This is a genomic window from Microcoleus sp. A006_D1, assembly GCF_036702805.1.
GTDB lineage: Bacteria > Cyanobacteriota > Cyanobacteriia > Cyanobacteriales > Microcoleaceae > Microcoleus.
On sequence record NZ_JAUBVZ010000014.1, the window covers coordinates 58770 to 83966 of the forward strand.

The 25197-nt window shown below is 46.4% G+C and carries 32 protein-coding genes and 3 pseudogenes; 15 read left to right on the forward strand and 20 right to left on the reverse strand.

Annotation, left to right across the window (positions count from 1 at the left end):
* The 9 genes and pseudogenes from QUB68_RS22270 to QUB68_RS22310 form a co-directional block, all read right to left on the reverse strand.
* A pseudogene (locus QUB68_RS22270) lies at nt 1–438 on the reverse strand (hypothetical protein); the annotation flags it as partial.
* 104 nt (nt 439–542) lie between these two features.
* Nucleotides 543–1010, reverse strand: coding sequence for a hypothetical protein (locus QUB68_RS22275; RefSeq protein ID WP_332996523.1), 468 nt, complete (start codon nt 1008–1010; stop codon nt 543–545).
* On the reverse strand, nt 1007–1516 hold the full coding sequence (locus QUB68_RS22280) for a hypothetical protein (RefSeq protein ID WP_332996525.1): 510 nt from the start codon (nt 1514–1516) through the stop codon (nt 1007–1009). The genes QUB68_RS22275 and QUB68_RS22280 overlap by 4 nt, the downstream gene beginning before the upstream one ends.
* Before the next feature lie 471 nt (nt 1517–1987).
* Nucleotides 1988–2377, reverse strand: a complete 390-nt coding sequence (locus QUB68_RS22285; RefSeq protein WP_332996527.1) for a HEPN domain-containing protein — start codon at nt 2375–2377, stop codon at nt 1988–1990.
* Complete coding sequence (locus QUB68_RS22290) at nt 2374–2700, reverse strand: nucleotidyltransferase domain-containing protein (protein WP_332996528.1); 327 nt, start codon at nt 2698–2700, stop codon at nt 2374–2376. Before QUB68_RS22290 ends, QUB68_RS22285 begins: the two co-directional genes overlap by 4 nt.
* 285 nt (nt 2701–2985) lie before the next feature.
* Nucleotides 2986–4200 carry an acetate kinase gene (locus QUB68_RS22295; RefSeq protein ID WP_332996530.1) on the reverse strand — a complete coding sequence of 405 codons (1215 nt, stop codon included), beginning with the start codon at nt 4198–4200 and terminating at the stop codon, nt 2986–2988.
* 68 nt (nt 4201–4268) lie between these two features.
* A complete protein-coding gene (locus QUB68_RS22300; RefSeq protein WP_332996532.1) occupies nt 4269–4907 on the reverse strand; it encodes a histidine phosphatase family protein in 639 nt (212 codons plus the stop codon).
* Between the two features lie 28 nt (nt 4908–4935).
* Nucleotides 4936–5622, reverse strand: coding sequence for a DUF3226 domain-containing protein (locus QUB68_RS22305; RefSeq protein WP_332996534.1), 687 nt, complete (start codon nt 5620–5622; stop codon nt 4936–4938).
* Nucleotides 5615–6682, reverse strand: a complete 1068-nt coding sequence (locus QUB68_RS22310; RefSeq protein ID WP_332996536.1) for an AAA family ATPase — start codon at nt 6680–6682, stop codon at nt 5615–5617. The genes QUB68_RS22305 and QUB68_RS22310 overlap by 8 nt, the downstream gene beginning before the upstream one ends.
* A 95-nt stretch (nt 6683–6777) precedes the next feature.
* Between QUB68_RS22310 and QUB68_RS22315 the strand changes: the two genes are divergently transcribed.
* Complete coding sequence (locus tag QUB68_RS22315) at nt 6778–6987, forward strand: DUF433 domain-containing protein (RefSeq protein WP_332996538.1); 210 nt, start codon at nt 6778–6780, stop codon at nt 6985–6987.
* Nucleotides 6988–7169: 182 nt separating this feature from the next.
* Here QUB68_RS22315 and QUB68_RS22320 read toward each other — a convergent pair whose 3' ends face one another.
* Nucleotides 7170–9647, reverse strand: a complete 2478-nt coding sequence (locus tag QUB68_RS22320; protein ID WP_332996540.1) for a phosphoketolase family protein — start codon at nt 9645–9647, stop codon at nt 7170–7172.
* A 400-nt stretch (nt 9648–10047) separates the two neighbouring features.
* Between QUB68_RS22320 and QUB68_RS22325 the strand changes: the two genes are divergently transcribed.
* The 7 genes and pseudogenes from QUB68_RS22325 to QUB68_RS22355 all read left to right on the forward strand — a co-directional run bounded on the left by QUB68_RS22325 (nt 10048) and on the right by QUB68_RS22355 (nt 12947).
* Nucleotides 10048–10278, forward strand: coding sequence for a hypothetical protein (locus QUB68_RS22325; RefSeq protein ID WP_332996542.1), 231 nt, complete (start codon nt 10048–10050; stop codon nt 10276–10278).
* Nucleotides 10269–10643, forward strand: a complete 375-nt coding sequence (locus tag QUB68_RS22330) for a type II toxin-antitoxin system VapC family toxin (protein WP_332996544.1) — start codon at nt 10269–10271, stop codon at nt 10641–10643. Before QUB68_RS22325 ends, QUB68_RS22330 begins: the two co-directional genes overlap by 10 nt.
* 196 nt (nt 10644–10839) lie before the next feature.
* On the forward strand, nt 10840–11199 hold the full coding sequence (locus QUB68_RS22335) for a DUF433 domain-containing protein (protein ID WP_332996546.1): 360 nt from the start codon (nt 10840–10842) through the stop codon (nt 11197–11199).
* A 58-nt stretch (nt 11200–11257) separates the two neighbouring features.
* Entirely contained in the window at nt 11258–11584 is a 327-nt protein-coding gene (locus QUB68_RS22340; protein ID WP_332996547.1) for a DUF433 domain-containing protein, read from the forward strand.
* Between the two features lie 4 nt (nt 11585–11588).
* Nucleotides 11589–11942: pseudogene (locus QUB68_RS22345) on the forward strand (DUF5615 family PIN-like protein).
* 290 nt (nt 11943–12232) lie between these two features.
* Nucleotides 12233–12592: a DUF433 domain-containing protein gene (locus tag QUB68_RS22350; protein WP_332996549.1), complete on the forward strand. Its 360-nt coding sequence runs from the start codon at nt 12233–12235 to the stop codon at nt 12590–12592.
* Nucleotides 12593–12596: 4 nt separating this feature from the next.
* Complete coding sequence (locus QUB68_RS22355) at nt 12597–12947, forward strand: DUF5615 family PIN-like protein (RefSeq protein ID WP_332996551.1); 351 nt, start codon at nt 12597–12599, stop codon at nt 12945–12947.
* A 33-nt stretch (nt 12948–12980) separates the two neighbouring features.
* Here QUB68_RS22355 and QUB68_RS22360 read toward each other — a convergent pair whose 3' ends face one another.
* Entirely contained in the window at nt 12981–13226 is a 246-nt protein-coding gene (locus QUB68_RS22360) for a hypothetical protein (RefSeq protein ID WP_332996553.1), read from the reverse strand.
* Between the two features lie 194 nt (nt 13227–13420).
* Nucleotides 13421–16195 carry a type I DNA topoisomerase gene (gene topA / locus QUB68_RS22365; protein ID WP_332996555.1) on the reverse strand — a complete coding sequence of 925 codons (2775 nt, stop codon included), beginning with the start codon at nt 16193–16195 and terminating at the stop codon, nt 13421–13423.
* A gap of 486 nt (nt 16196–16681) precedes the next feature.
* Between topA and QUB68_RS22370 the strand changes: the two genes are divergently transcribed.
* From QUB68_RS22370 to QUB68_RS22380, 3 genes are all read left to right on the forward strand, one after another.
* Nucleotides 16682–16975 (forward strand): type II toxin-antitoxin system HigB family toxin, encoded by a 294-nt coding sequence (locus tag QUB68_RS22370; protein ID WP_332996557.1) that lies wholly within the window; start codon nt 16682–16684, stop codon nt 16973–16975.
* Nucleotides 16976–16989: 14 nt separating this feature from the next.
* Nucleotides 16990–17367: a helix-turn-helix domain-containing protein gene (locus QUB68_RS22375; protein ID WP_332996558.1), complete on the forward strand. Its 378-nt coding sequence runs from the start codon at nt 16990–16992 to the stop codon at nt 17365–17367.
* Nucleotides 17368–17469: 102 nt separating this feature from the next.
* Complete coding sequence (locus QUB68_RS22380; protein ID WP_332996560.1) at nt 17470–18141, forward strand: VOC family protein; 672 nt, start codon at nt 17470–17472, stop codon at nt 18139–18141.
* 14 nt (nt 18142–18155) lie between these two features.
* Here the strand turns inward: QUB68_RS22380 and QUB68_RS22390 are convergent.
* From QUB68_RS22390 to QUB68_RS22405, 4 genes and pseudogenes are all read right to left on the reverse strand, one after another.
* Nucleotides 18156–18381 (reverse strand): annotated as a pseudogene (locus tag QUB68_RS22390) (helix-turn-helix transcriptional regulator).
* 27 nt (nt 18382–18408) lie between these two features.
* Complete coding sequence (locus QUB68_RS22395; protein WP_332996566.1) at nt 18409–18564, reverse strand: hypothetical protein; 156 nt, start codon at nt 18562–18564, stop codon at nt 18409–18411.
* 6 nt (nt 18565–18570) lie between these two features.
* Nucleotides 18571–18837, reverse strand: coding sequence for a LysR substrate-binding domain-containing protein (locus QUB68_RS22400; RefSeq protein WP_332996568.1), 267 nt, complete (start codon nt 18835–18837; stop codon nt 18571–18573).
* Between the two features lie 32 nt (nt 18838–18869).
* Nucleotides 18870–19337, reverse strand: coding sequence for a LysR family transcriptional regulator (locus QUB68_RS22405; protein WP_332996570.1), 468 nt, complete (start codon nt 19335–19337; stop codon nt 18870–18872).
* A gap of 124 nt (nt 19338–19461) precedes the next feature.
* On the opposite strand from QUB68_RS22405, the gene QUB68_RS22410 reads away from it, so the two are divergent.
* The 4 genes from QUB68_RS22410 to QUB68_RS22425 are packed head-to-tail and all read left to right on the forward strand — an operon-like array spanning nt 19462 to nt 23235.
* Nucleotides 19462–20106, forward strand: coding sequence for a DsbA family oxidoreductase (locus QUB68_RS22410; RefSeq protein WP_332996572.1), 645 nt, complete (start codon nt 19462–19464; stop codon nt 20104–20106).
* A gap of 43 nt (nt 20107–20149) precedes the next feature.
* Entirely contained in the window at nt 20150–21427 is a 1278-nt protein-coding gene (locus QUB68_RS22415) for an NAD(P)/FAD-dependent oxidoreductase (protein ID WP_332996574.1), read from the forward strand.
* Entirely contained in the window at nt 21424–22605 is a 1182-nt protein-coding gene (locus QUB68_RS22420; protein ID WP_332996576.1) for an FAD binding domain-containing protein, read from the forward strand. Before QUB68_RS22415 ends, QUB68_RS22420 begins: the two co-directional genes overlap by 4 nt.
* 3 nt (nt 22606–22608) lie before the next feature.
* The gene (locus QUB68_RS22425; protein ID WP_332996578.1) at nt 22609–23235 is read left to right on the forward strand and encodes a TMEM175 family protein; all 627 of its coding nucleotides are present in this window, start codon (nt 22609–22611) and stop codon (nt 23233–23235) included.
* Between the two features lie 165 nt (nt 23236–23400).
* Here QUB68_RS22425 and QUB68_RS22430 read toward each other — a convergent pair whose 3' ends face one another.
* The 4 genes from QUB68_RS22430 to QUB68_RS22445 form a co-directional block, all read right to left on the reverse strand.
* Nucleotides 23401–23493, reverse strand: a complete 93-nt coding sequence (locus QUB68_RS22430) for a helix-turn-helix domain-containing protein (protein ID WP_332996581.1) — start codon at nt 23491–23493, stop codon at nt 23401–23403.
* Nucleotides 23471–23689: an AraC family transcriptional regulator gene (locus tag QUB68_RS22435; protein ID WP_332996583.1), complete on the reverse strand. Its 219-nt coding sequence runs from the start codon at nt 23687–23689 to the stop codon at nt 23471–23473. The genes QUB68_RS22430 and QUB68_RS22435 overlap by 23 nt, the downstream gene beginning before the upstream one ends.
* Before the next feature lie 24 nt (nt 23690–23713).
* Nucleotides 23714–24271 carry a hypothetical protein gene (locus QUB68_RS22440; protein WP_332996584.1) on the reverse strand — a complete coding sequence of 186 codons (558 nt, stop codon included), beginning with the start codon at nt 24269–24271 and terminating at the stop codon, nt 23714–23716.
* A 218-nt stretch (nt 24272–24489) separates the two neighbouring features.
* On the reverse strand, nt 24490–25083 hold the full coding sequence (locus tag QUB68_RS22445; protein WP_332996586.1) for an MmyB family transcriptional regulator: 594 nt from the start codon (nt 25081–25083) through the stop codon (nt 24490–24492).
* Nucleotides 25084–25197: the final 114 nt, after the last annotated feature.

The following is a 25197-nucleotide window of genomic DNA, read 5'->3' on the forward strand; positions in this document are numbered from 1 at the left end:
GGTGTAAATTTCCAAGGATGCCTGAAAAGCTGCGATCGCCAGTTCGAGATTCTCGGCTTTTTCCCCTCTGATTCTGTTGTGGTAGAAAGTTCCCACACATAATTGAAACATTGCCCACTTTTCCGAGTCAGCTTCGCGGGTGACAACAGTTAATCCTATCTCCAAACAAGCAATACTAACCTCTAAATTACTTGCCCAACTGCCTTGACGCAACTTATAAAAACTCATACCCAAATTGCATAAAAAATTAGCACGATTGTATGCTTGTTTTGCATCCAAGGTTGCCAGAGTTTCAGTTGCCCACTCTCGCAAATATTGGGCAAAATCCTCATCTATTAATTCTAGGTTAGCTTGCAGGATCTCGATTCGTTCGTCGCTGGGACAGGTGACGAGAGATTCAATCAGATTTTGATAGGCTTGGCGGCGTGCTTCGTTCATTGCTTACAACCCATGTTTTTAGAATTTTACATTCTTTGTGGGGGAAAAACAAGGGGGAAATCACGGGTAAATTAAAACCGCGCGGTTTCAACCACCCGGTTTATTTACGGAGGAGTTGGCGCTGACTTAGGATGTTTTCCTGCATAGTAAACAAGCACTTTGCGTTTGTCTTCATCCGGCACATAAAATACTCTGTCTGAACTTGTTACTTCATATTCCCACGCACCTTGATAAAGTTTGCCTTTTAACGGAAAAACTCTCTTAGGTTTTCTCACCATCGGGCTAGTACATAAATCCTGATAGCAGCGACGAGTATTCTCAGGAGCACGTAACAATAAAGCCTCCCAATCCCGGTTAACCCGTCTGTTTTTCGCTACTACTAACCAGGGCGATTCAGATAATTGCAGGATAACATCGGTTGCGTTTTCTTTAGCAGATACGGGTGTTAGAGGTGCTGTAAGTGCTTCTTCAGGCGGGATTACCCACTCAGAAATCACGGGTACAGGTGCGGAAACTTCTTCAGAAGAAACCCCGCTTTCAGAATCATCTGGAGTGGGTGGAATTTGCGTCATAACTGAGTCGATTCAGTAGTGCTTTCTCTTTGAGGAGGTGTTAGCAAAACTTCGTCAATTTCATCGCTGAAAGCTGCTGCAAGTACCGGGCTAGAAATTGCTTTAGCGCTTTCATGCCATTCATGAATTACAATCTCAATCAGACTCCACGCCCCAGGTTCCGATTCAGCAAGTCGGTAAGTTTTTTCTAATTCAGCAATCAATTCGCACAGTTCATCTGAGTCAAATACTGTCAGCCACTGATAGGGATGTTCAGAACTAATCGCTTCTCCCAATCGCAGCCGGTAAGCAGCCGCCGTCACCTCAAATACAGTCAAAGAAAGCGTCGCAGCTTTTACCCACAGCGCCATTTCTTCGCGGCGCAACAAAGCAAAATGCTGGTCATTACGAGTGATAGTGACAGGGTGCTCCATCGCCAAATCCAGAACTCGATGCGGTTGTTGGTTCAATTCCGTTGCGGTAATTAATTCATCGCCGTAAACAAGGCGCGAAGATTCACTTAGCATAGTTTTTGTGTCTCCATGAACTTAGCTTGTCAATCTATGTGTAGTATAGCGCTTTCTAATTCAGCAATCAATTCGCTGAGTTCATCTGAGTCAAATACTTTCACAACTTACGCACGGTTGGCCAGAAACCGGGTTTTTTCCGAAAATCTTTCGGTGTAGTCCACAGATTAAGTAAAAAACCCGGTTTCTTAGATGGTGGTGCATCCAGGACTGATTTTTGTGATAGCAATTATGCAACATCTTGCTATCACAAAATTATTGGGCGGAGTGAAACGGAGGGTTGTTTAGACTGTGTAGGCTGGTGCGTCGCTGTGAGATTGTCGATTTTTATTCAGAGATTTTCAAGGGCGACACACGCTACAATTTTTTATCTTTGATTGGCATAGTCCTTCGCCGGACACGGCAGTGCCGTTTCCCTACAGATGATAGGCTAAATATGAAAGATTGAGCGCTAACTTTCAGAATTGGTATTTAAGGCGGCGGTAGAGGGCCAATCAGATTTTGAGCTAATTCGAGAAATTCTTCAGCTTGGGCGATCGAATCTGCTGCTTGATTACCCATTACAGCATTCATTTCGCCATAATCTCCAGCATTTCGCAATTCCTGCGATCTAATTAAGAATTGGTGAAATTTTACAGGTACTCTTCCTGTACGAGCAAATTCTCGGCCAAAGGCGCTGATAACTGCGGAATGTTTGGAAAAAGATAATCCTTCACCCTCTAGAAATGCTTCAGCAATATAAAACATCGTGTAGTAGGCGCGAGAAGCTGCATAATCTGGATATTCACTATCCAACATCAATCTTGCTGCTGAAAGGCTTTGACGAGCTTTCAGAAGTAAGTTTAATTGATCGGGTGTCATATTAAAATTCCCTCTCTACGAATATTTCTGAGCAAAGGGCCTTGATAATTAGTAAACCGTTCCTCATTCATAAAGTTGCAGCTAATTACTACGTCATTTTGTAGGGATAAATCTGCTACAATTGGGATAGTTCGATCGATTTCTTCACCGATTTGGACTGGTGCTTTGAGAACCACCAAAACATCAATATCCGAGTCGGGATGGGCATCGCCGCGCGCTTGGGAACCGTATAGTATCATTTTGGTCAGCCGATCGCCATACAGGAGCTCAAATTGATCTCGCAACTCGGTTAAAATAGTCTGGAGCTTATCGTTGACGTTCATATTGGCGATCGATAAATGGTTTAAGGGCGATTCCCTACGGGATAGCTACGCTTCACGGACTCAGCCTGTCAATCTACGTACAGAGTATAGTCTAAATCCACAAAGGGCGATCGGTCAAAACCGTGCACTCTTCAACCCGCGGAGGCGGGTTTCGTCTGTGTAGACGCGGTTTCAACCGCCGCCAAAACCGTGCACTCTTCAACCCGCGGAGGCGGGTTTCGTCTGTGTAGACGCGGTTTCAACCGCCGTCTCAACCGCGAACAAACCCCGAACTCAACCGCCAAATCATCTACGAGAAATATCCCAACATTCTCGCGCAATTTCCCAATCTTCCTGAGTATGAACCACCAAAACCCGCACCGCAGAATCAACCGCCGCAACATCATCATCAACCGGCGAATTCAAATTCTTTTCCCCATCCAATTTTAACCCAATAAACCCAAAAACCTCGCAAACCGCAGCCCGGACAACCGCCGAATTTTCCCCAACACCCGCAGTAAAAATCAAAGCATCCAACCCGCCCAAACTCGCCAACATCGCCCCAATACCGGCCCGCAAACGGTGCACATAAATATCCAAAGCAAGTTGAGCCCGATCATTGCCATCCTTAATAGCCTCCGCAACCAGCCGCATATCGCTAGAAACCCCAGAAATCCCTTTCAAACCAGAATTCCGATTCAGAATATTATCTAGTTTCTCAGGACTACAATCCGATCGCCTTAACAGATGAATTATGATACCAGGATCGATCGCACCCGATCGACTCCCCATCATCAAACCATCCAAAGGAGTAAAACCCATCGTAGTATCAACACTCCGACCGCCGCGAACCGCCGCCAGAGAGCATCCGTTGCCCAAATGACAGCTAATCAGCCGCAAATCGGCAAAATCGCGGTTCAGAATTTCAGCAGCCCTGCGAGCGCAATATTGATGGCTAATGCCGTGAAAACCGTAGCGGCGAATTCCGTTTTCCAGCCATTCGTAGGGGCCGGGATAAACAAACGCAGCGGGCGGCAATTGCGCGTGAAAAGCAGTATCAAAAACAGCAACTTGCGGCACATTTCCGAGGATTTTCTCAATGGTTTCGATACCTTCCAAGTTAATCGGATTGTGGATGGGAGCAAACTCAGATAAACGGGCGATTTCCTGTTTTACTTCCGGCGAAATCAGCGTACTTTGCTGATACTTTCGCCCGCCGTGAACCACGCGGTGGCCGACAATATCAATCTCGTTTAAACTGTTAATAACTTGAGTTTCACCGTGCCACAGAGTCTCTAGCATTTGAGCGATCGCCCCGGCGCGAGAATCCGAGGTAAAGTCTTCCTCAAGCGTATGGCCCGCAGCAGTTTTGACTTGCAACTCCCCCGCACCTTCGCGCTGAGTCCAGTCTATTTTTGCTTCCCAGAGAGGTTGTGGCGGGCGATCGGGAAGCGTGTCATTTAGTTCGTACAAGCAGCTTTTTTGACTGCTAGAACCTGCGTTTAAAACTAATATTTTCATAGGTTAATTATATTTGTACAACAACTGGAAATATCAGGACACGGCAATGCCGTGTCCTTGCGATTCAACTAAGTACCGGGTAAATTGCGGAGAGTTTCATCCATGTACGATCGATCGCCCAAAACCTCCAGCAGCGGCCCGCGAACATCAAACTTGACAATACTGACCGAAGCTGCTAACGCGCCAATGCGATAGCGATAACGTCCCAAATCAATCCCCAAGAGACTGCAAAGAATAATCCGAATTGTAGCTTTGTGCGAAACAACCAGCACATTTCCACTCTTGTACTTTTCCTCAATTTCTCCAACAACTAACAAAGCTCTATTAGCAATTTGCACAGAAGTTTCGCCGCCATTCGGTGCATTCCAAGCAGGTTCAGTCAGCCAGTTAATATAATCTTCAGAGTATTCTTGTTTGACAGCTTCTAGCGTTTTGCCTTCCCACATCCCGTACTTAATTTCCTTAAGTCCGTCGCGAAGCTGCATTTCAATTCCTAGAGTATCACACAAAGGTTTTGCAGTTGCGATCGTGCGCTTCATGGGACTGACAAAAACAGCATCCCAAGGCAACTTTGCGTAAGTGGCGGCAAACTGTTCTGCCATTTGAGCACCTTCGGGCGTTAATTCTGGATCGATAGCGCCACAGAAACCGCCTGTTTTGCTGTAAGTCGTTTCACCGTGTCGCAGAAAGTAAATTTTTAAGCTCATGAGTTAATTGTGTGTGAATTTTACTATATTAGCAAAAGAGTTTAAAAAACTCCTTCAAATCATCAAGTGCAGGATTATCCCAATCCCAAATATTTTTTTTGTGTTCCATAACATAATCAAACCCTGACATACTGCATTTCTCTCCTGCTCGTTTCTGTTCCTTCTTTGAGCAAGTATCATACCTGAGATAGATGCTCACCCAGAATTTATCAAAACCTTTGATATCGATTGTCTTTCCCTGACTTTCTATGCAAGTTTTCCAGCTATCCAAACAATCAGCATAAGGAGAATCTCTAGCCTTTATTGCCTTTAAAAGCGTTTCCAGTTCGCCTTGACCTCCAACATTTGTAAAGTAACAAGCCAATCTTGCATTTGTTCCACTCTCTCCGCAAATATCGATAAATTGTTTAGTGCTTGACAAGCTTTCAGCTTCAAACACTTCTTTTATACATTTATTTACCAATTCCAGCCGCTCTTGCTCTGAATCGTTATCAATATCAATAATAATCCCTATTTTTTCTATATCTCTTTTTTGCAGGTCGGCTTCTAACTCTTTTAAAGTAGTGATTAACTTGGTTTCGCTCAAGCCTTCCAAACTTTCATAATCATCTATATAAATAGGTGGTTCTACCTGGATATCGCAGTTAAGTTTCTCAACCATTGCCTTCATGAAAATTGCATCATTTTTACTTTCTACTATGACAATATTACTCACCTCTCACTCCTTTTTGATGCTCTAGTGCGTAATTCAATGTTTCCAAATCGCGTCTGATGCCGATTATTTGATTTGTTTTCGGTTTCCTTGCTAGTTCAAAATATGCGCTGCTACATTCCTGATTGGGTTCTAAACCAACATCAGCAAATGCTTGCAGCATCTCTAAACTGTGAGTTGTCGCAAAAATCTGCGTATCCAGTTCAACAGCCAACCTAAACAGAATTCTCCAAAAATTTCGATGATTAGTATAGTGAATGCCATTTTCTATTTCATCGATTAGCAGTATTTTGTGTTTAGCGTTTACCAATTTAAGCATAATATATGCAACTCTATTCATTGCATCTCCAAACAATGAGAGAGGCAAACGCTTTTCGCCTTTTCTTCTCAAGTAGAGCGTGGGTTCCCCGATCGAAAAACTCTCTACCGATTCGATCGCCGGATCGATAACTTGAAAAGCTTTCAAAACTTCGCTATCTTTGTCATCCAAACGGGCGCGATCGTAGGCTTGTGTGAGTTCTTTTCCCGAAATCCTGATAAACGAGGGAATGATTGGTACTTCACCAGTAGTAGGAATGCTATCAGTAGTTATTCCATCTGTGTCACCATTTACATTTATTAAACCTTTGGAACTAGCAATTAACAAGTCAGTGCTGCTACTGACCCAGAATGTGCTTTCATTTGATTTGTTTGTGTGCGATGTACTTAAATTAAGAGTTTTTCGATCAATAATTTTTGGATCTATAGGCTGGATGGTAAATTGATTGGTATCATTATTTTCATCTGTTCCAATAATTAGTATAGATTTGTCTTTTTCCAGTACATGAAATAAGTTGTCCCAGGCTTTGTCAGGCATAGCTTTCATGGCTAATAATGACTCTTTTCTTAGCTCTCTTAGTAATAGTATGCTGCTAGGTTCTGGAACAACATTGAGAAAAATTGCTTCTAGCAAGGCTGTTTTGCCAGCATTGTTTTTACCACCGATTAAATTGACCCTTTCAAATCCAGAAATTTTGATTTGCTCAAAACACCTAAAATTTTGGATTTCTATTTCTTTAAGCATTACCGCCTCTTTTGAATGTACAAATAAATCATGGTTGATTTATGCTAAGATAACCTAAATATTACATTGTTTTAATTATATACTAAACGAATGTCATGCAGACTATAGACCTATTTGAAGTCATTGAACGTCATCCAACCAAGGTGAGTGGTGCATGGGTATTTCGGGGAACGCGCGTACCTGTTGCCGCTTTTTTCGAGAACCTTAAAGATGGAGCCTCTATTGACCAGTTTCTCGAATGCTTTCCGGGGGTAACTCGCGCCCAAGTTGAGGTGCTACTCGATCGCGCACTAGCCTCATTTTAGCATCATCATTAATCATCACTCTCTAATCTTCCTCTGTGTTCTCTGCGTTCTCTGCGGTTAAAAAAATCCGATCCAACCGGAATTAATGTGATTCATACTAACAGAACTTAGGGGAAAAATGGAAGGACTTTAGTCCGCATCAATCTAGCTGAAGAAGGACTAAAGTCCTGACTACGAACCTATTACCCAGGTGCACCCGATCGCACACCTTGATCTCCCGTCACCTCCGAACCTTTAGTTTCCTTCGGCGCATCCGACGCAACCGCGCCACCGTGAGGCCACTTCCAGTCACGGATTTCCGGCATATCATCGCCGTGTTTAGTGATATACTCCCTGTGATCGATCAACTTGTCCCGCATAGCCTGTTTGCCGTAAGCTGCTACAGAACTCAGTTTCGGAACGCGATCGAGTACATCACCAACTAAATGGAATCGATCGAGATCGTTAATCACCACCATATCAAACGGCGTAGTAGTCGTCCCCTCTTCCTTGTAACCCCGGACGTGAATATTCGGGTGATTAGTCCGGCGGTAAGTCAAGCGGTGAATCAGCCAAGGATAACCGTGAAAAGCAAAAATCACAGGCTTATCTTTCGTGAACAAAGCATCAAAATCGCGATCGGACAAACCGTGGGGATGTTCGCTAGTAGGTTGCAGCGTCATCAAATCCACCACATTCACCACCCGCACCTTTAACTCAGGATAATCTCGGCGAAGAATGTCAACAGCAGCCAAAGTTTCCAGCGTCGGAACATCACCCGCGCAAGCCATCACCACATCCGGTTCGCCGCCTTTATCGTTGCTAGCCCATTCCCAAATGCCGAGGCCAGTCGTACAGTGTTTGATCGCAGCATCCATATCCAAATACTGCAAAGCCGGCTGCTTCCCTGCAATAATCACATTCACATAGTTGCGGCTGCGGAGACAGTGATCCGTTACTGACAGCAAAGTGTTCGCATCCGGCGGCAAATAAATCCGCACCACCTCCGCTTTTTTGTTAATTACGTGATCGATAAAACCCGGATCTTGGTGAGAAAAACCGTTATGGTCTTGCCGCCAAACGTGAGATGTTAGTAAATAGTTGAGAGATGCGATCGGTCTGCGCCAAGGAATCTCGCTAGTAGTTTTCAACCATTTAGCGTGTTGGTTGAACATCGAATCAATGATGTGAATAAACGCCTCGTAGCAAGAAAAAAATCCGTGCCTTCCTGTCAGCAAATAGCCTTCCAGCCATCCCTGACAGAGATGTTCGCTGAGGACTTCCATCACCCGGCCGTCGGGAGACAAGTGCCCGTCGTCTTCCGGCAAAGTTTCCGCCGCCCACACCCGATTCGTCACCTCCAACACCGCATCGAGCCGGTTTGAAGCAGTTTCGTCGGGCCCGACAATGCGGAAATTCTGGTTTTCCTGATTCAGTTTCATCACGTCCCGCAGGAAGCGGCCGGAAGCGCGGGTTGCTTCTGCCATTACAGTCCCCGGTTTTTGCACGTCAACGGCGTAGTCTTCAAATTCCGGCATTTTCAAGTCTTTCAGCAGCAGACCGCCGTTAGCGTGAGGATTTGCCCCCATCCGTCGATCGCCCTTCGGTGCAAGTTCCGCCAATTCTGCAATCAATTTACCCTTGTCGTCGAACAATTCTTCGGGCTTATAGCTTTTCATCCAATCTTCCAGGAGTTGGACGTGTCCGGGCTTAGAAGCCATTTGTGCTAGCGGGACTTGGTGCGATCGCCAAGAGCCCTCAGTTTTCTTACCGTCAACCTCCTTGGGCCCAGTCCAGCCTTTGGGAGTTTTCATCACAATCATCGGCCACTGCGGGCGATCGGCATAACCATCAGTCCGGGCTTTTTCCTGAATCGCCTTAATTTCGCCGATCGCAGTATCGAGAGTTGCAGCCATCAACTGGTGCATCGTCTCCGGGTCTGAACCTTCGACCCAATAAGGCTTGTAGCCGTAACCCACCATCAAACTTTCCAATTCCTCGCGGGGAATGCGGGCCAACAGCGTCGGATTAGCAATTTTGTAGCCGTTCAAGTGCAAAATCGGCAACACAGCCCCGTCCCGAACCGGGTTGAGAAACTTGTTAGAATGCCAGCTAGCAGCCAGCGGCCCGGTTTCCGCTTCCCCGTCGCCGACAACGGCCGCCACAATCAAATCGGGATTGTCGAAGGCCGCGCCGTAAGCGTGGACGAGGGCGTAGCCGAGTTCGCCCCCTTCGTGAATCGAACCGGGAGTTTCCGGGGCGACGTGGCTGGGGATACCGCCGGGAAACGAGAACTGTTTGAACAGCCGTTGTATCCCCTCTTCATCTTGGGAAATGTTCGAGTAATATTCGGTATAAGTGCCTTCGAGATAGGTGTTAGCCACCAAGCCCGGCCCGCCGTGTCCTGGGCCTGCGATGTAGATGGCGTTGAGGTCTTGGGCTTTGATGATGCGGTTGAGGTGAACGTAGATGAAGTTGAGGCCTGGAGTGGTGCCCCAATGTCCGAGGAGTCTGGGTTTGACGTGTTCGAGTTTGAGGGGTTCTTTGAGTAGCGGGTTGTCGAGGAGATAGATTTGTCCGACGGATAAATAGTTGGCCGCCCGCCAGTAGGCGTTCATTTTGTGCAGTTCTGAGTCGGAAAGCGGCTTTAATTGCGGGATCTCGGTGGTTCCTAGCATCATCGGCGGTTGACTCCTGAGTTTTGGTTGTTTCTTTGGTAAACTTTGTTTTGAAATTAGGAATTCTGGGAGATCAGAAACCGGGTTTTTTGCCGAATCTGCGGGCTTCAACAAAGTATTTTTGTGAAAAACCCGGTTTCTTTGTCGGAGTGCGTAATTTATATTTACTCCATATTTCACAAGCAAACAATTGAATTCTACCAATTTTATCTAAATCCAAGTTTAAATCAACGTTAATTTTTGAGTAACAAGCGCGCTACGATAGCGGCAGAAAAGCCGGAGGTTGTGGGGGGGTAAAAGCCAGCAACAAAAAAATACTTCTTTAGGTAGATGTGAGAATAATTTATATTAGATATGCAGGTTTTCAATTGTGGAGCTATAATGAAAAAGTTAAACATTAAATATGAAGGGGGCCTTAATGCTACCTGTTAAGAAAAAACTTGTCACCGATGAAGCAATGCGTCCAGTTGCAGTATTGATTGATTACGAGGACTGGCAGAAAATTGAGCAATTGTTAGAGACTCTGATAATTCAAAAGACAGAAGAAAGTAATTTAGCCAAGTATGCGGGTGTCATTAAACTAACTCAAGACCCGTTAGATTATCAGAAACAAATTAGGGAGGAGTGGGATTGAGTCAAGCTTTAATTGTGTTAGATACCAATGTAGCTTTGTACTACTTGGGCGGTCGCTTAATAAATCCATTACCAGCAGGACAATATTTTGTTTCTGTGATAACTGAGATAGAGTTATTATCTTACCCTAGTCTCAGTTCCGATCAAGAGGTGCTGATTCGTGATTTCTTGACTAATGTTACAGTGGTTGGGCTGGATAGTAATATCAAGGATTTGGCGATCGCATTGCGGAAAACTTACAGGCTCAAACTTCCCGATGCCGTAGTTGCAGCAACAGCCAATTTTCTCAATGCAATGCTGTTGACGAATGATCTCAAACTGACTAATTTAACAGAGATTAATACTGAGTCAGTGCAAATTTTGTAAAAAAGGGCGATCGCACTTTCATCGAGGTATTGCAAAAAGTGCGATCGCACTTTTGTCCGGGATTCAAAAAAAAGGCGATCTCTTTTTTATCTCTTTATTATCTACCAACGACCTTCTGATTGCAAGAAACCTAACTAATAGGGCGATCGCCCTACAATATCAAATACATACATAATTAATAAATCAAATAAGCTCTATGACAATCCCAGAATTAGAAGCACAACTCAAGGCCTTAACGCCAAGGGAGAAAGCAGAGGCAATTCGCATTTTAACCCAGAGTCTCAAAAACAGCGGACGCTCTATTACAAAAACTCCCGCTGTGATGGGAGGCGATGCTTGTATTGACAATACTCGCATTCCCGTTTGGTTGCTCGCAAGCTATCGAAATGACGGCGCTACCGATGCTTTTATCCTAGATTGCTATCCCCATCTGGGTGCCACTGATTTAGTAAATGTTTGGGCTTATGCGGTCGCTTATCCTGATGAAATTGAGGAAGCAATTAGGCTGCAAGACGAGGCTGACGAAATCTTAGATACACCTGAAAATATCCAATAAATCTACGATCGCGCTACAATAGCAAATACATACATATTGCATAAATCAAACAGGTTGTATGACAATCCCAGAATTAGAAGCACAACTCTTAGCCTTAACGCCAACAGAAAAAGCTCAAATTATCCAATTATTAACCCAAAATTTAGCTAACACCTGGCAAGGAATTAGCAAAACTCCCGGTGTCTGCGGCGGTGATGCTTGTATTAGAAAGACTCGCATTCCTGTTTGGGTGCTAGTGAGTTTTCGCCGCTTGGGTATGAACGAATCCCAACTCTTAGATAACTATCCCACACTAACTGCTACTGATTTAGGAAATGCCTGGGCTTATGCGACAGCTTTTCCCGATGAAATTGAAATAGCTATCCGCGAGAATGACGAGGATTGAGATAATGGCGCGTCTTTATGCTGACGAACAATTTCCCAGAGTAGTTGTAGAATTGCTGCGCCAGATGGGACACAACATTCTGACAGTGCAAGAAGCCGGAAAGGATAATCAAAAAATTCATGACGAAGAAGTGTTAGCTTTTGCTGTCAGTTAAAATCGGGCTGTTTTAACTCTCAATCGCCGTCATTTTATCAGACTGCACAGCTTACAGCCTCACCATGCTGGAATCATTGTCTGTAGGGCAGAGGATGATTTAGGCAGAATGGCTGCTAATATTAATGAGGCTATTTCCTCACTTGAAACATTAACAGGTCAATTGATTCGAGTTTATCGATCGGCGCCGCCGTCTATATCTTAAGCCGATCGCCACAGGCTAGTTGATATGGGCAGTTTGTGCGATCGCACATATGGCCTTTTTGGCGACTGAGGAGATTTTAGACCAACGCGAGGTCAGGGATAGGGTGGGTGGTGCGATCACGCAACGGCACTCAGCAGTCACCGTTGACCTTTGATTGAAGCCCTCACTCACCGCGATAAGCTAGAACTAGCAGCAGAATTAATTCACAACGTTTTGCAAGAAACCTAAGTAATAGGGATATCGCCCTACAATATAAAATACATAGATAATTCATAAATCAAATAAGCTCTATGACAATCCCAGAATTAGAAGCGCAACTCCTAGCCTTAACGCCAGCAGAGAAAGCAGAGGCAATTCGTATCTTAACCCAGAGTCTAAAAAACAGCGGACGCTCTATTACAAAAACTCCTGGCGTGATGGGTGGCGACGCTTGTATTGACAAAACTCGGATTCCCGTGTGGTTGCTCGCTAGCTATCGCAATGACGGCGCTACCGATGCTTTTATCCTAGATTGCTATCCCCATCTGGGTGCCACTGATTTAGTAAATGTTTGGGCTTATGCTGAAGCTTACCCTGATGAAATTGAGGAAGCAATTAGGCTGCAAGACGAGGCAGACGAAATTTTAGATACACCTCAAAATATCCAATAAACCTATGGCGCGTATCTATGCAGACGAACACTTTCCCAGGCAAGTCGTGCAGAACCTGCGTTCTTTGGGGCATGATGTCCTGACTGTTCAACAAGCAGGAAACGCTGGACTACCTGATGAGGATGTATTAGCATTTGCGATCGTTGAAAATCGGGCTGTTTTGACCGCCAATCGGCGCGATTTCTTTCAACTGCACAAGCTGCAACCTGACCACTGCGGTATTATTGCCTGTACGCGAGATGACGATATTGCTAGACTGACTGCTAATATTAATGATGCGATATCTACTGCTGAGACACTCACGGGAAAAGTGATTCGAGTCTATCGTTCTGGGCCACCGTCTATCTCTTATTAGCTCTACTTCTTACTAAATTTCTAGTAGCGCGGTTTACGGACATGAGGATGCTATAACTTTAGCATTAATTAAGGTGAAAATCCGATCTAGTTCTAGTAAGCTTGCTAATTCTACAACCTCTTCTGAGGTTAAAAGACTAGCCTTTTTTCTCTCGGCTAATTCTTCTAATCTGGCTTGCAGGTTTTCGGTAAATTTGAATAAGTAAAAATCTCTGACTTTCTGAATCGAAATCTCCCGATCGATCCAGTAGGAAGGTTGTACCATAAGTTCAGCTATCATGGTGATTCAATTACTCCAATTACTACATGGATATTTGTGATTATATCATGAGAACGAAAGGATTACTTTAGAAAGAGCCGACCTACTTACGCACGGCGCGATCGAAGAAACAGAGTTTTTTACCGAATCTGTCTGCTCAAACAAATTATTTTCGCAAAAAACCCGGTTTCTGACCGTACAGTGCGTAAATTCTGCTAACTTGACTTAGTTTCTTTCTTAGTCTTTGTCGCAGTCGCCGTCTTTTTAGCAGTAGTTGTTTTCTTAGCCGCAGTTTCCGATTTCGCCGCAGTCGTCGTCTTCTTAGCAGTAGTTTTCTTCGCCGCAGTCTTCTCAGTTGCAGTCTCCGACTTCGCCGCCGCAGTCTTAGTTGACTTCTTCGACTTACTGCTAGACTTACCGCCGCCCGCCGCTTCCTTAGCTGCTAACAAATCCAGTGCTTTTTGTAAGGTGAAATTCTCTACAGATTCATCCTTAGACAAAGAAGCATTGATATCGCCGTGTTTCACGTAGGGGCCGTAGCGGCCGTCGTAAACATTGAGGAGTTCTCCCGATTCTGGATGCGCGCCCAATTCCTTCAAAGGTGTGGCTGTTTTGCTGCTACCCCGAACGGCTTTCGGTTGCGCTAATAACTCTAATGCCCGATCGAGCGTTATAGTCAAAACATCATCCGGCGGCTTGATCGATCGATAATCCTTACCAACCTTACCCTGGTCGTGTACCACATAAGGCCCATACATCCCCAAATTAGCCTGCACCTTAGACCCCGTATCCGGGTGAGTGCCCAACAGGCGAGGTAGAGTCAACAAACTCACCGCCATATCCACCGTCACGCTATCCTTATCCGTCCCCTTCGGCAAAGAAGCCCGCTTCGGTTTCTTATTAGTATCCGAAACATCCCCCAACTGAACATAGGGGCCGTAACTGCCAATCAGCACATAAATCGGTTCCCCAGTGTCCGGGTGAAGACCCAATTTTTCCGGGCCTTCCGTCTTTTGTTTTAACAGAAAATCGACTTTTTCCGGGTCTAAATCTGCCGGAGTCAAATCCTGGGGAATCGATGCTTTTACCTGGCCTTCTTCATTTTCAGATTCCAGGTAAGCGCCGTATTTACCGATGCAAACTTTTGCCGTGATATTCTCCAATATCACAGTTCGGGCAACTTTAGCATCGATTTGATTTTCCTGTTCTTTAACTTGGGTGGCGAGTCCCATTTCCCCTGTATAAAACTTTTGCAAATACGGCAGCCATTTCGCCTCGCCGGTGGCAATTTCATCGAGGGTTTGTTCCATGCGCGAAGTAAAACCGGTGTCTACTAAATCGGGGAAATGTGTTTCCAATAAAGTGGTGACGGCGAAAGCAGTAAATGTCGGAACTAGGGCGTTAGCTATTAATTTCGCGTATCCGCGATCGACAATTGTACCGATAATACTCGCATAGGTACTCGGACGGCCCACCCCTTCGCTTTCCAGCATCTTCACCAGAGAAGCTTCCGTATAGCGGGCGGGAGGTTGAGTTTCGTGGCCAACAGCCCCTACATCCTTACAATTAGGTTTATCACCCACCTTCAGCGCCGGCAAAATCACCTCTTGGTCTTCCAGCGCCGCATTCGGGTCATCGGAACCTTCCACGTAGGCGCGCAAAAAGCCCGGAAAATCAATGCGTTTCCCGCTGGAACGGAAACCGGCATCTTCTACCTGAGTTAATACCGTGACATGAGTTTGGCGCGAATCCGCCATTTGCGAAGCGACAGTCCGCTTCCAAATCAAATCGTAAAGGCGGAAATCAATCCCATCCAATCCCGTTTGCTGCGGAGTCCGAAAAGTGCTGCCGGCGGGGCGGATAGCTTCGTGGGCTTCCTGGGCGCCTTTGCTTTTCGTTGTGTATTTGCGCGGTTGGGGACTGAGGTATTCGCTGCCGTAAAGTTCTTGCACACAACTGCGGGCGGCGGTAATCGCCTGTTCGGATAAATGCACCGAATCCGTCCGCATATAGGTGATAAAACCGCGTTCGTACAAACTTTGGGCAATTCGCATGGTTTCCCGCGCACCCAGTCTCAGCTTCCGGTTAGCCTCCTGCTGTAAAGTCGAGGTCGTAAACGGCGGCGAGGGTTTGCGGGTGACTGGCCGTTCTTCGATATTGCCGACAGTCCAGGGTTTGTTTTGAATGCGTGCGAGTAAAGCCCGCGCCTGGTCTTCGTTCAGCAAAAGTACGCGGCGGCCTGCGATAATTTGCCCGGTGTTTTCATCGAAATCGCTGCCGTTGGCAACTTTCACATTCCCGACTGTGACGAGTTTGGCATCAAATGCACCCGCCTGCCCCTTCGCGGGAGGTTTCGGGGGGGTCAAAGTTGCTTTCAAATCCCAGTAGCTACCTTGGCGGAAGGCGCGGCGTTCGCGTTCCCGGCACACCAACAGGCGTACAGCGACTGACTGGACTCGCCCTGCGGACAAACCCCAGGCGATTTTCTTCCACAGTAGCGGAGAGAGTGTGTATCCGACGAGTCGATCGAGAATTCGGCGAGTTTCCTGGGCCTGTACTACTCGATTGTCGATATCGCGGCAGTGGGTTAGGGCATCGCGGATAGCTTCGCGGGTGATTTCGTGAAACACCATCCGCTTGATGGGAACTTTGGGTTTGAGGATTTGCAGCAAATGCCAGGAAATGCTTTCGCCTTCCCGGTCTTCGTCAGTGGCTAGAATCAGTTCTGTAGCGTCTTTTAGCGCGTCTTTGAGTTCTTTAACAATTTTCTTTTTATCTTTGGGGATGACGTAGAGGGGTTCAAAGTCTGCCTCCACGTTGACGCCGAGTTGCGCCCATTTTTCTCCTTTAACGGCTTCTGGTATTTCTTCGGCGGAGGATGGGAGGTCGCGCACGTGGCCCATAGATGCCTCTACTCGGTAGGTGGAGGGCAGGAAGTTGCGAATGGTACGGGCTTTTGTGGGAGATTCGACGATGACTAAGGTTGACATGGCATCTTTTATATATGGATGGCGGCGCAGAAGCGAGTGTTTAATTTACAGAGTGTATGTCAGATGTCAAGGCTTATGGGAAAAGTGATGGCTTATTTTCAAACTACCTTAATTTGTAAGTTATTGCCGATCGGGTTGCAGGATACAAGCTGATGGGATTTTACTGCTGTCGGCGCAGAGGCTGGGAACCCTTGTCTCTGCAAGATGCAACGGATGTCTCACCTGACTTTAGCAGAATTGCGGGTCATTGGATGCTGAGACTGCTGGATGCGGGCGGATGGTTCCTCAATTTTAGATTTTGGATTTTAGATTTTAGATTCGGAAAGATTTGATGGTTTCCCCGCAAAAAAGACTTGAAATGCGATCGACCATTTGACAAATTCTCGATCGCATTTACACAAGCAGTCGATCGCACTCACCAGCTAACCTCAGATATTGTGGGACTAATTCTTGATACCATTTTGGGAGCGCGCTATTATAAACACTATGCGTATCTTGTCCCGCAGCACCCTACGAGACTTCTGGGAGTTTCATCCAGATGTTGAAGAAGCACTGAAAACTTGGTACTACGAAGCATCTCACGCGGATTGGCAGAGTCCAGCCGATATTAAAACTGCTCATCGTAATGCCAGCATCATTGCTAACAATCGTGTAGTTTTCAATATCAAAGGCAATACCTATCGACTGATTGTGGCAATTCGCTATGACATTGGCCTTATTTTTATAAGATTTATTGGTACTCATGCCGAGTATGACAAAGTAGATGCGGAAACGATCTAAACAGAGGTTGATGTATGGAATTACACCCGATTAGAACTAAAACAGATTATCAGGAAGCCCTGCGAGAAATCGAATCACTGTTTCATGCAGCCCCCAATACCCATGAATGCGATCGATTAGATATCCTCAGTACCTTAGTGGAAGCCTATGAGAAGGCACACTTCTTCATTGAAATACCCGATCCAATCGAAGCAATTCAATATTATATGGATACCCGTGGATGGTCTCGTCATGATTTGGATGTATGTCTTGGCAGTCGAGATAGCGTGTCTGAGGTGCTATCTCGTAAACGTTCCCTAACCTTGGAGATGATTCGGAAGTTGAATCAAGAATTGGGGGTTCCGGCTGAAATTTTGATCCAGCCCTATCAGTCGGTACAAACCCCTGCCTAATAATGCCCATGCACACCGATCGCCCAACCTCTATTGTTGACTCATGGCGATCGGAATATTGTGGAAAATATCAAAAATATTACGCCAAATATCTTGAAAACTATGGCATTTGAATTTGACCATCTCTTCATCCTCACTGATATTGGTGCTGACGAAGCCGATCGTTTATCATCATTCGGTTTAGTCGAGGGCGGCTCTAGAATTCATCACGGACAAGGTACAACCAATCGCTGTTTCTTTTTCCATAACGCGATGTTGGAGTTGTTGTGGATTCACGATCCAGAAAAGGCGCAATCTGAGCCAATTCGCCTGACTCGTCTTTGGGAGCGATCGACTTCTCGGCATAATGGCACCTGTCCCTTTGGCATCTGTTTGCGTCCAGCCAGAGGTTCTGAGAACACAGTTGCATTTTCTAGTTGGGCATATCATCCGCCTTATTTCCCTGAAACGATGAGTATTGCGGTGGCCACAAATAGTGATAATTTAAGTGAGCCGATGCTGTTCCAAACTCCCTTTGGTAAGCGTCCAGATCGAGACCCTGCTGAGAAGTTACAGCCTTTGAATCACGGTGTTGGTTTCCGCGAAATTACTCGTGTAGAATTAGTCAGTCCTAATGCAAATAATCCGTCACCAGAACTTCAGGCAGTAATTGATACAAATCAGGTCAAGTTACGACTCGGAACAGAGTATTTTGTGGAGCTGGGTTTTGATGGAGAGGTGCAGGGGAAACGGGTAGATTTCCGGCCGGGATTGCCGCTTATTATCAGTTGGTAATGTAAACCCGCCAGCTAACAATGAGTTCTGTAAGCTGTCGGTGTCATGCCCGTCAACTGCCGAAACTGTTTGCTAAAATGACTGTGGCTGTTGAATCCACATCCAGGCAATTTCCATAATCGATCGCTCTTTTTGCGTCAACAACTCCTTCGCCCGTTCAATCCGTTGCTGGAGCAGATATTGATAGGGAGCTGTTCCGATCGCCACTTTAAACAAATGGCTGAAATGAAATTGACTCATACCCAGCAATGCCGCCAAATCAGCCGCTTAAATCACTTCTCGATAGCCTAGGTTGCTCAAATGCTGAGTCAAAAAATCAATGAAGATTTGAACTCGTAGCGAATTTCGGCGGTTAGGTAAGTAAAGGGCATAGATGCCCGTATCGAGATTTGCTTGAGGATGGAACTGAAAATCTGTAAGCACAGCTTGTCACCTGCCAGATTGAATGTCTTCGCCAATCAACCAAGTTGGCATCAAAATTAGACCTGCACCATCAAGGCAGAGTTGACCTAGCACTTCAGCATTATTCACGTTCAAGGAACCGTTAACATGGATCTCACAAACCTCATCGTGACGCTTGAATCGCCAAATTTCGTAGCCGGTGGCGTAGGTAAAACATAAACAATTGTGGTGAACCAAATCATCTGGATGAGTCGGGATGCCGTGCCGATCGCAATAAGCTGGACTTCCGCACACTAAACGACTATGAGATGATAGCTTGCGGAGAATCAGATTCCCACTCTTGGCGATCGAGATTGCCAATGCGGATCACCAGATCGATATCTTCTTCTACCAGGTTGGCTAACCCATCGCAAAGAGCGCAGATCCAGTTTGAATTCTGGATACTGAGCCAGAAACTTGCCTAAGAGTGGGGCAATATGAAGCCGTCCAAACGCCACAGGCAGACTCGCCCGCAAAATTCCGCGAGGAATATCGCCCTGCTCAATCACAGAAAGAGTTGCGGCTTCCACATCTTGCAAAATCTGCACTGCTTTGTCGTAGTATTTGTGTCCCTGGGTGGTCAAGGTAATGCTACGGGTAGAGCGATTGAGCAACTGCGTGTTTAACATTGCTTCCAGGGCGTTCACTTGTCGCGTGACTGAAGAAACTGCTAGGTCTAGCTGACGTGCGGCTTCTGAGAACCCGCCTGCTTCCACTACTTTGACAAACGATCGCATTGCTGCGAATTGATCCATCGATCGCCATCCTCTATTTTTGCAAAAAACGCAAAGGTGTTTAGCACATTCGATATATTAACATTTTTTATGAATGCAATTAGAGTGGAACTGTGAGTTATTAAATCACCACTAGGAGGAAACGATGACATTGACGATCGCCATTACCTCAGATTTCATTTGTCCCTGGTGTTTGGTCGCAGAAACGCGATTGAATCAGGCAATTGAACAATTGAATTCACCTGTTGAAATTCAACGGATTTGGTATCCATTTGAGCTAAACCCAGAGATGCCTGAAGCTGGGATGGATCGCAAAACTTACCGCAGCCAGAAATTTGGCAGTTGGGAATACTCGCAGGCACTCGATGCCAAAACGGTGCAAGCAACCCAAGCTGACGGCATCGCATTTCGCTACGACTTGATGACCATTACACCTAACACGCTGAAAGCACATCGCTTAACGTGGTTTGCAGGAAAACAGGATAAAGCAACAGCAATGGCAGAACGCATTCTGAAGGCATATTTCACGGAAGGACAAAATATAGCTGAAGTTGAAACCTTAGCGAATCTAGCGGCTGAAGTAGGCATTGATGCAGAGGCGGCAAAAGCCTTCTTGTTGTCTGATGCAGGGATACAAGAGGTGCAGGAATTGAAACGTCTGGCGATCGCTCAAGGGGTTCGTGGTGTGCCTTATATCCGTATTGGTCAAGAAGTTTTGTCAGGCGCTCAATCGCTTGATGTCTTTCTCTCTGCCTTGCAAAATGCAGTGAATGAATTGACAACTGCTTGAACAAAAAGCGAACACGATTGATCCAAATGGCAGCGATAACACCATGACAAATTATTCAGGCTCATCGTCTAATCCCCGCAGAGTCAAACTCTATGGACAACCTAATTCAGCCGCCGCCTACGAAATTCGCGATTTTCTTAACCGTACCGTGGTTGAGTTTGACTGGATTGAACTGAGCAACGATGCTGACTGCGATCGAGAACTTAGCCTTTCAACGTTGAGTGATATCCGCTTACCTGTTGTTGAATTTCCAGATGGAACGCAACTATTTGCCCCGACCATTCGAGAGATTGCTCAACGGCTCGGCTGGGTGACGCAACCCAAATTCAGAGAATACGATCTGTCGATTTATGGTGCGGGTCCTGCCGGATTGAGTGCAGCCGTATATGCCGCATCTGAGGGTCTACGCACCGTTCTGATTGAGCGCCACGCTGTTGGTGGACAAGCGGGCACCAGTTCTTTGATTGAGAATTACATGGGGTTTCCTGAAGGCATTAGCGGTGCTGATTTAGCGGAACGCGCCCGCCAGCAGGCAGTCAAATTTGGCATCGAATTGCTGCTGTTGCGCGAGGGGATGAAATCAGAATTTCGAGACAATCGCATCTACACGGACATGGCAGATGGCAGCAAAATGATTGCCCGCGCCAACATCTGTGCCACGGGTATTGAATACCGACGGCTTAATCTTCCCAATGAAGACCAGTTTCTCAAAGTCGGATTGTTTTACGGTGCGGGTGCAAGCGAAGCGCCTCTGTGTGGCGGCGAACAGGTTTTTATTGTGGGTGGCGGTAACTCAGCAGGTCAAGCTGCCATGTACCTTTCGCGCTATGCAGAAAAAGTAACCATGCTGATTCGCGGCGATACGCTAGCGGCAACCTTATCGCAGTACCTCGTTGAGCGCATTACCCATCAAAGCAACATTGAGGTGATCTTTCAGGCTCAGGTAACTGGGCTGGCGGGTGATACCTCGTTGCATCAGATTGAAGTAACCAACTGTCGCGATCGATCGACACAGAAAATCGATACTCGACGGTTATTTGTTTGCATTGGCGGTGCACCGAACACGGAATGGGCAAAGGATACCAACATCATTCGCGATCGGGCAGGCTACCTGGTAACTGGCTCAGATTTGTTCCAAGAGGGTCGCCCACCTGCCTGCTGGACACTCGATCGCGATCCGTTTTTTCTGGAAACCAGTGTTCCCGGTTCTTTTGCTGCGGGAGATGTGCGACATAATTCTGTGAAGCGGGTGGCTTCAGCCGTGGGTGAAGGCGCAATGGCGGTCACGTTTGTTCATAAGTATTTAGAGGAAACCGGATGAACGCTACAGGAAACCATGCGATTGTGATTGGTGGGTCATTAGCTGGATTATTTGCCGGAACTCTGTTGCGATCGATCGGCTGGCAAGTGGATATTTACGAGCGATCGCCCCACACCCTCGACAGTCGCGGCGGCGGGATTGTGCTTCAACCGGATGTGTTGGAAGCGTTTCAACGAGCAGGAGTAGGGTATCAAGCCCCTTTAGGTGTGGTGGCGCACGAACGTTACTATTTAAACCGAGACGGCAGCATTGCTCAACGAATGCCGATGCGTCAAACCTTAACCTCCTGGAACTTGCTCTATGGCTCAATGCGGCGGCATTTTCCGGCTGAACATTATCATCAAGGCAAGCACCTGACTGAGATTCAGCAAGACGGGACACGGGTGACTGCGATATTTGCCGATCGCACCCGTGAGACAGGCGATCTGCTCATCGGGGCGGATGGCCCAACTTCAACGATTCGCCACTTGCTTTTGCCTGACTACACGCCTCAATATGCTGGGTATGTTGCCTATCGCGGCTTAGTTGATGAACGGGAACTCGATCCGGCAACGGCGAAACTGTTGACCGAACGATTTGTATTTTATCAGTTTCCAAATTCGCACATTCTGCAATATGTGATTCCAGGAGAGAATGAATCGTTGATTGCGGGGGAACGCCGCTTCAACTGGGTTTGGTATGTCAATTACGACCAAACAACCGAGTTGCCACACATTTTGACCGATAAAAACGGTCAGCGTCGGGATTATTCGATCGCACCTGGAACGATCCATCCGACTGTGGAACAAGCGATGCGATCGTATGCCGATCGCGTTTTAGCGCCTCCATTCCAAAAATTAGTGGCAGCAACCCAAGAACCATTTGTACAAGCGATTTTGGATCTTGGCGTGCCACAAATGGCGTTCGATCGCGCTAGCGTTGCGGAGCAACATCGCATTGCCCTGATTGGCGATGCTGCTTTTATTCCCCGTCCCCATACGGCTGCTAGTACCGCCAAGGCTGCTGCCAATGCGATCGCCCTTGTGGATGCTTTGGTTGACTCCAATCATGATGTACCCAAGGCACTGGAGGCATGGGAAGGCGATCAGCTTGCGCTGGGAATGCGCCTAGGGAAATCTGGACAGGCTTTGGGAGAGCGATCGCAATTTATGTACGGTAAGGGGCGAACGGAGGGATAACCGATGAAGTCATTCATGAATCTGAATCGATTTGAAGCCTTCAGCGATGGGGTATTCGCGATCGCCATGACGCTACTGGTGATTGAAATTAAAGTACCAGATTTGTCTGAGGCAACTGCATCGACCGCAATTAATGCACTAATTCATACCGTGCCGCATATTCTTAGCTACATCACCAGCTTTTTAGTCATTGGCGTTCTGTGGCTCAACCATCATGCTCTGTTTCATTTGCTGAAGCGGGTCGATCGCAGTGTCTTGACAATCAACTTAGTGTTGCTCATGTGCATTGCTTTTATTCCCTTCCCAACAGCCCTGATCGGTGAATACGGCCGGCTCCAACCTATTGTGATGTTTTATGGTTTAACGCTGTCGCTCACCGGAATAGTCTACAATGTCCTGTGGTTTTATGCCGTTCGTCAATATCTCTGGGGTCATCCTCAAGTCGATCGCCGTTTCATCTATCAGGCTTCTCTTTGGAGTATTGGTTATCCCATTCTTTACTTAATTGCTTCGCTATTGTCATTTAACAGTACAACCTTGAGTACAATCCTCTATATCCTAATTCCACTGTTCTATCTATTTCCCAGCGCAATCGATCGACAATTGGTCAGCCTACCCGATGAGTCCTGAGACAATCTGTATCTCTACCAGTAGATTAAGATGCAATCCTGGATCGACTCTATACAGGTTTGGCGGTAGCGATCGCGGTCGAACAATAAGCCCGCTCGCCGTTCGAGTCGATCTGTCGCCGCTCAATTTCATCTTATACTGCGTACTGTACAAAAGCATGGTTGTTTAATTTGCTCTGTAGGCTGTAGGCGTCATGCCCGTAAGCTGCCGAAACTGTTTACTCAAATGACTGTGGCTATTGAACCCACATCCAGGCAATTTCCATAATCGATCGCTCTTTTTGCTTCAACAACTCCTTCGCCCGTTCGATCCGTTGTTGCAGCAAATATTGATAGGGAGCCGTTCCGATCGCCACTTTAAACATATGGCTAAAATGAAACTGACTCATACCCAGCAATGCCGCTAAATCTGCCAGCTTAATATCTTGACTTAGATGTTCGTTTATGTATTCCAAGACTTGAATAACTTGACGCTGAGATCAACCACCCTCGTAAATTGTCAGGCGCGGTTTGGCAGTAAAGTATTGTCTGAACAAATGCACTGCTAAGATATTTGACAGCGATTCGATGTAGATATTTCCGCCTAAATTCTCCTGTTGCAGTTCCGAAAGCAGCATCATGCCGATCGACTCAATCTGCCGATCGCGCGTCCGAAATTCCGGGAGTAACTCAAGCCGATCGGGATTCATGTCAAAGGCTTCTCTAGCAACGCTTTCGATGAAACGAGATGCAATGCGAATCTGCATCGGGCGATCGTCACTTTCCCAACGGGCAAAACACGGTATCTTTGCAGGCGTTATCGAAATGTCGCCTTTCGCGTACAGCCCAGCGTAGGTTTTTCCTCCCTGGATTTGCAGCAGGCGCACTGGGCGAGGTGCAAGAGACAAATTAATTGTATGTTCATCCCTGTAATGACAGTTCCCCTCACCAGTCGGCGCATCGAATTGCTCAACCCAAATATTCTCCCAAGCCCGATGTTGGCTAGACACGAGCGGCAAGCTGGCACATTCAATCTGGTTGGTGGCAGTCGTCTTCATGGTGCAAACCCAATTCCTTTAGTTTCGATTGTACTGCTAAACAAGATTGACACAAAGTAGACAAGACTGACATCAACGACACATTTAAAACTTACTTTCTGCTTCTTTCTAGGAAGTCCTCTCCTTAACGCCAACGATCTGATAACTGAGATTCCAGAGCCGGAACTCGAAAGGCTAGAACTGCGATTGAAGAGTTAGCAATCCAGCGGTAACACAAATTATTTCCAACTTTGCTCTGTTGCCTCATCTGCGGGAAATAAACATTCAATTCGCAATTCTTGCAAAGTGATATCGTAAGAAGTGCCTAAAGTGGCGATCGTTGAAAAGAACTGCAACTCTAACGGATGTCGCTTGAGGTGGACAGTCAGCAGCAGAGTGCTTTGTGCAACTCGGTTTGAGGTTTGCCAAATATCAGAGACACCCGGATAGCTCATCAGTTCATAGAACAGTTCAACAGATCGATCGCTCTGCCCGTTAGCATTTACTAACCCATGTTGAGCTGCTTCGTTCATGGAACCATAGGGCGTGCTCATTGCTTCACGATGCACCCGTCGCAGCAAAGGCCCTGCAAAGTCCTCCCAATTCACCACAAACGGGCGCAACCCTTGGGGATGAAACATCACTCGCATCAAATTGACTTTTCCATCTTGGCAAAACTGACTCTGCAACGTTTCTAAGTCGATAAAAGCAGCCAGCAGTCGATCGGCAGCATCGTTAGTTAACACTAAGTTCCAATAGCGATCGATCGCAAAAGCCGGATACGGTTCCTGTTTGTGCAACATAAAATCCAGTGCTTTGCGAATTGCCGTCATTTCCGTAGCCGAAAGGTCGGTTTCAGTGTGGATGGGCGCAAATCCTGCGGCGCCGCCATCAAAAAAATCCCCAAAAAATCGACAATCTCATAACGATGCACCTGATAAAATACA

Bases quoted from the DNA above. Each gene is read 5' to 3' on its own strand.
- QUB68_RS22355 (WP_332996551.1), top strand. From the start codon at position 12,597: ATGGCGCGTATCTATGCAGACGAACACTTTCCCAGGCAAGTCGTGCAG.
- QUB68_RS22440 (WP_332996584.1), bottom strand. From the start codon at position 24,271: ATGAAGACGACTGCCACCAACCAGATTGAATGTGCCAGCTTGCCGCTC.
- topA (WP_332996555.1), bottom strand. From the start codon at position 16,195: ATGTCAACCTTAGTCATCGTCGAATCTCCCACAAAAGCCCGTACCATT.
- QUB68_RS22410 (WP_332996572.1), top strand. From the start codon at position 19,462: ATGACATTGACGATCGCCATTACCTCAGATTTCATTTGTCCCTGGTGT.
- QUB68_RS22375 (WP_332996558.1), top strand. From the start codon at position 16,990: ATGGAATTACACCCGATTAGAACTAAAACAGATTATCAGGAAGCCCTG.
- QUB68_RS22295 (WP_332996530.1), bottom strand. From the start codon at position 4,200: ATGAAAATATTAGTTTTAAACGCAGGTTCTAGCAGTCAAAAAAGCTGC.
- QUB68_RS22320 (WP_332996540.1), bottom strand. From the start codon at position 9,647: ATGATGCTAGGAACCACCGAGATCCCGCAATTAAAGCCGCTTTCCGAC.
- QUB68_RS22280 (WP_332996525.1), bottom strand. From the start codon at position 1,516: ATGCTAAGTGAATCTTCGCGCCTTGTTTACGGCGATGAATTAATTACC.
- QUB68_RS22325 (WP_332996542.1), top strand. From the start codon at position 10,048: ATGAAGGGGGCCTTAATGCTACCTGTTAAGAAAAAACTTGTCACCGAT.
- QUB68_RS22350 (WP_332996549.1), top strand. From the start codon at position 12,233: ATGACAATCCCAGAATTAGAAGCGCAACTCCTAGCCTTAACGCCAGCA.
- QUB68_RS22315 (WP_332996538.1), top strand. From the start codon at position 6,778: ATGCAGACTATAGACCTATTTGAAGTCATTGAACGTCATCCAACCAAG.
- QUB68_RS22275 (WP_332996523.1), bottom strand. From the start codon at position 1,010: ATGACGCAAATTCCACCCACTCCAGATGATTCTGAAAGCGGGGTTTCT.
- QUB68_RS22290 (WP_332996528.1), bottom strand. From the start codon at position 2,700: ATGAACGTCAACGATAAGCTCCAGACTATTTTAACCGAGTTGCGAGAT.
- QUB68_RS22425 (WP_332996578.1), top strand. From the start codon at position 22,609: ATGAAGTCATTCATGAATCTGAATCGATTTGAAGCCTTCAGCGATGGG.
- QUB68_RS22415 (WP_332996574.1), top strand. From the start codon at position 20,150: ATGACAAATTATTCAGGCTCATCGTCTAATCCCCGCAGAGTCAAACTC.
- QUB68_RS22380 (WP_332996560.1), top strand. From the start codon at position 17,470: ATGGCATTTGAATTTGACCATCTCTTCATCCTCACTGATATTGGTGCT.
- QUB68_RS22310 (WP_332996536.1), bottom strand. From the start codon at position 6,682: ATGCTTAAAGAAATAGAAATCCAAAATTTTAGGTGTTTTGAGCAAATC.
- QUB68_RS22285 (WP_332996527.1), bottom strand. From the start codon at position 2,377: ATGACACCCGATCAATTAAACTTACTTCTGAAAGCTCGTCAAAGCCTT.
- QUB68_RS22445 (WP_332996586.1), bottom strand. From the start codon at position 25,083: ATGACGGCAATTCGCAAAGCACTGGATTTTATGTTGCACAAACAGGAA.
- QUB68_RS22370 (WP_332996557.1), top strand. From the start codon at position 16,682: ATGCGTATCTTGTCCCGCAGCACCCTACGAGACTTCTGGGAGTTTCAT.
- QUB68_RS22335 (WP_332996546.1), top strand. From the start codon at position 10,840: ATGACAATCCCAGAATTAGAAGCACAACTCAAGGCCTTAACGCCAAGG.
- QUB68_RS22360 (WP_332996553.1), bottom strand. From the start codon at position 13,226: ATGATAGCTGAACTTATGGTACAACCTTCCTACTGGATCGATCGGGAG.
- QUB68_RS22420 (WP_332996576.1), top strand. From the start codon at position 21,424: ATGAACGCTACAGGAAACCATGCGATTGTGATTGGTGGGTCATTAGCT.
- QUB68_RS22300 (WP_332996532.1), bottom strand. From the start codon at position 4,907: ATGAGCTTAAAAATTTACTTTCTGCGACACGGTGAAACGACTTACAGC.
- QUB68_RS22340 (WP_332996547.1), top strand. From the start codon at position 11,258: ATGACAATCCCAGAATTAGAAGCACAACTCTTAGCCTTAACGCCAACA.
- QUB68_RS22405 (WP_332996570.1), bottom strand. From the start codon at position 19,337: ATGGATCAATTCGCAGCAATGCGATCGTTTGTCAAAGTAGTGGAAGCA.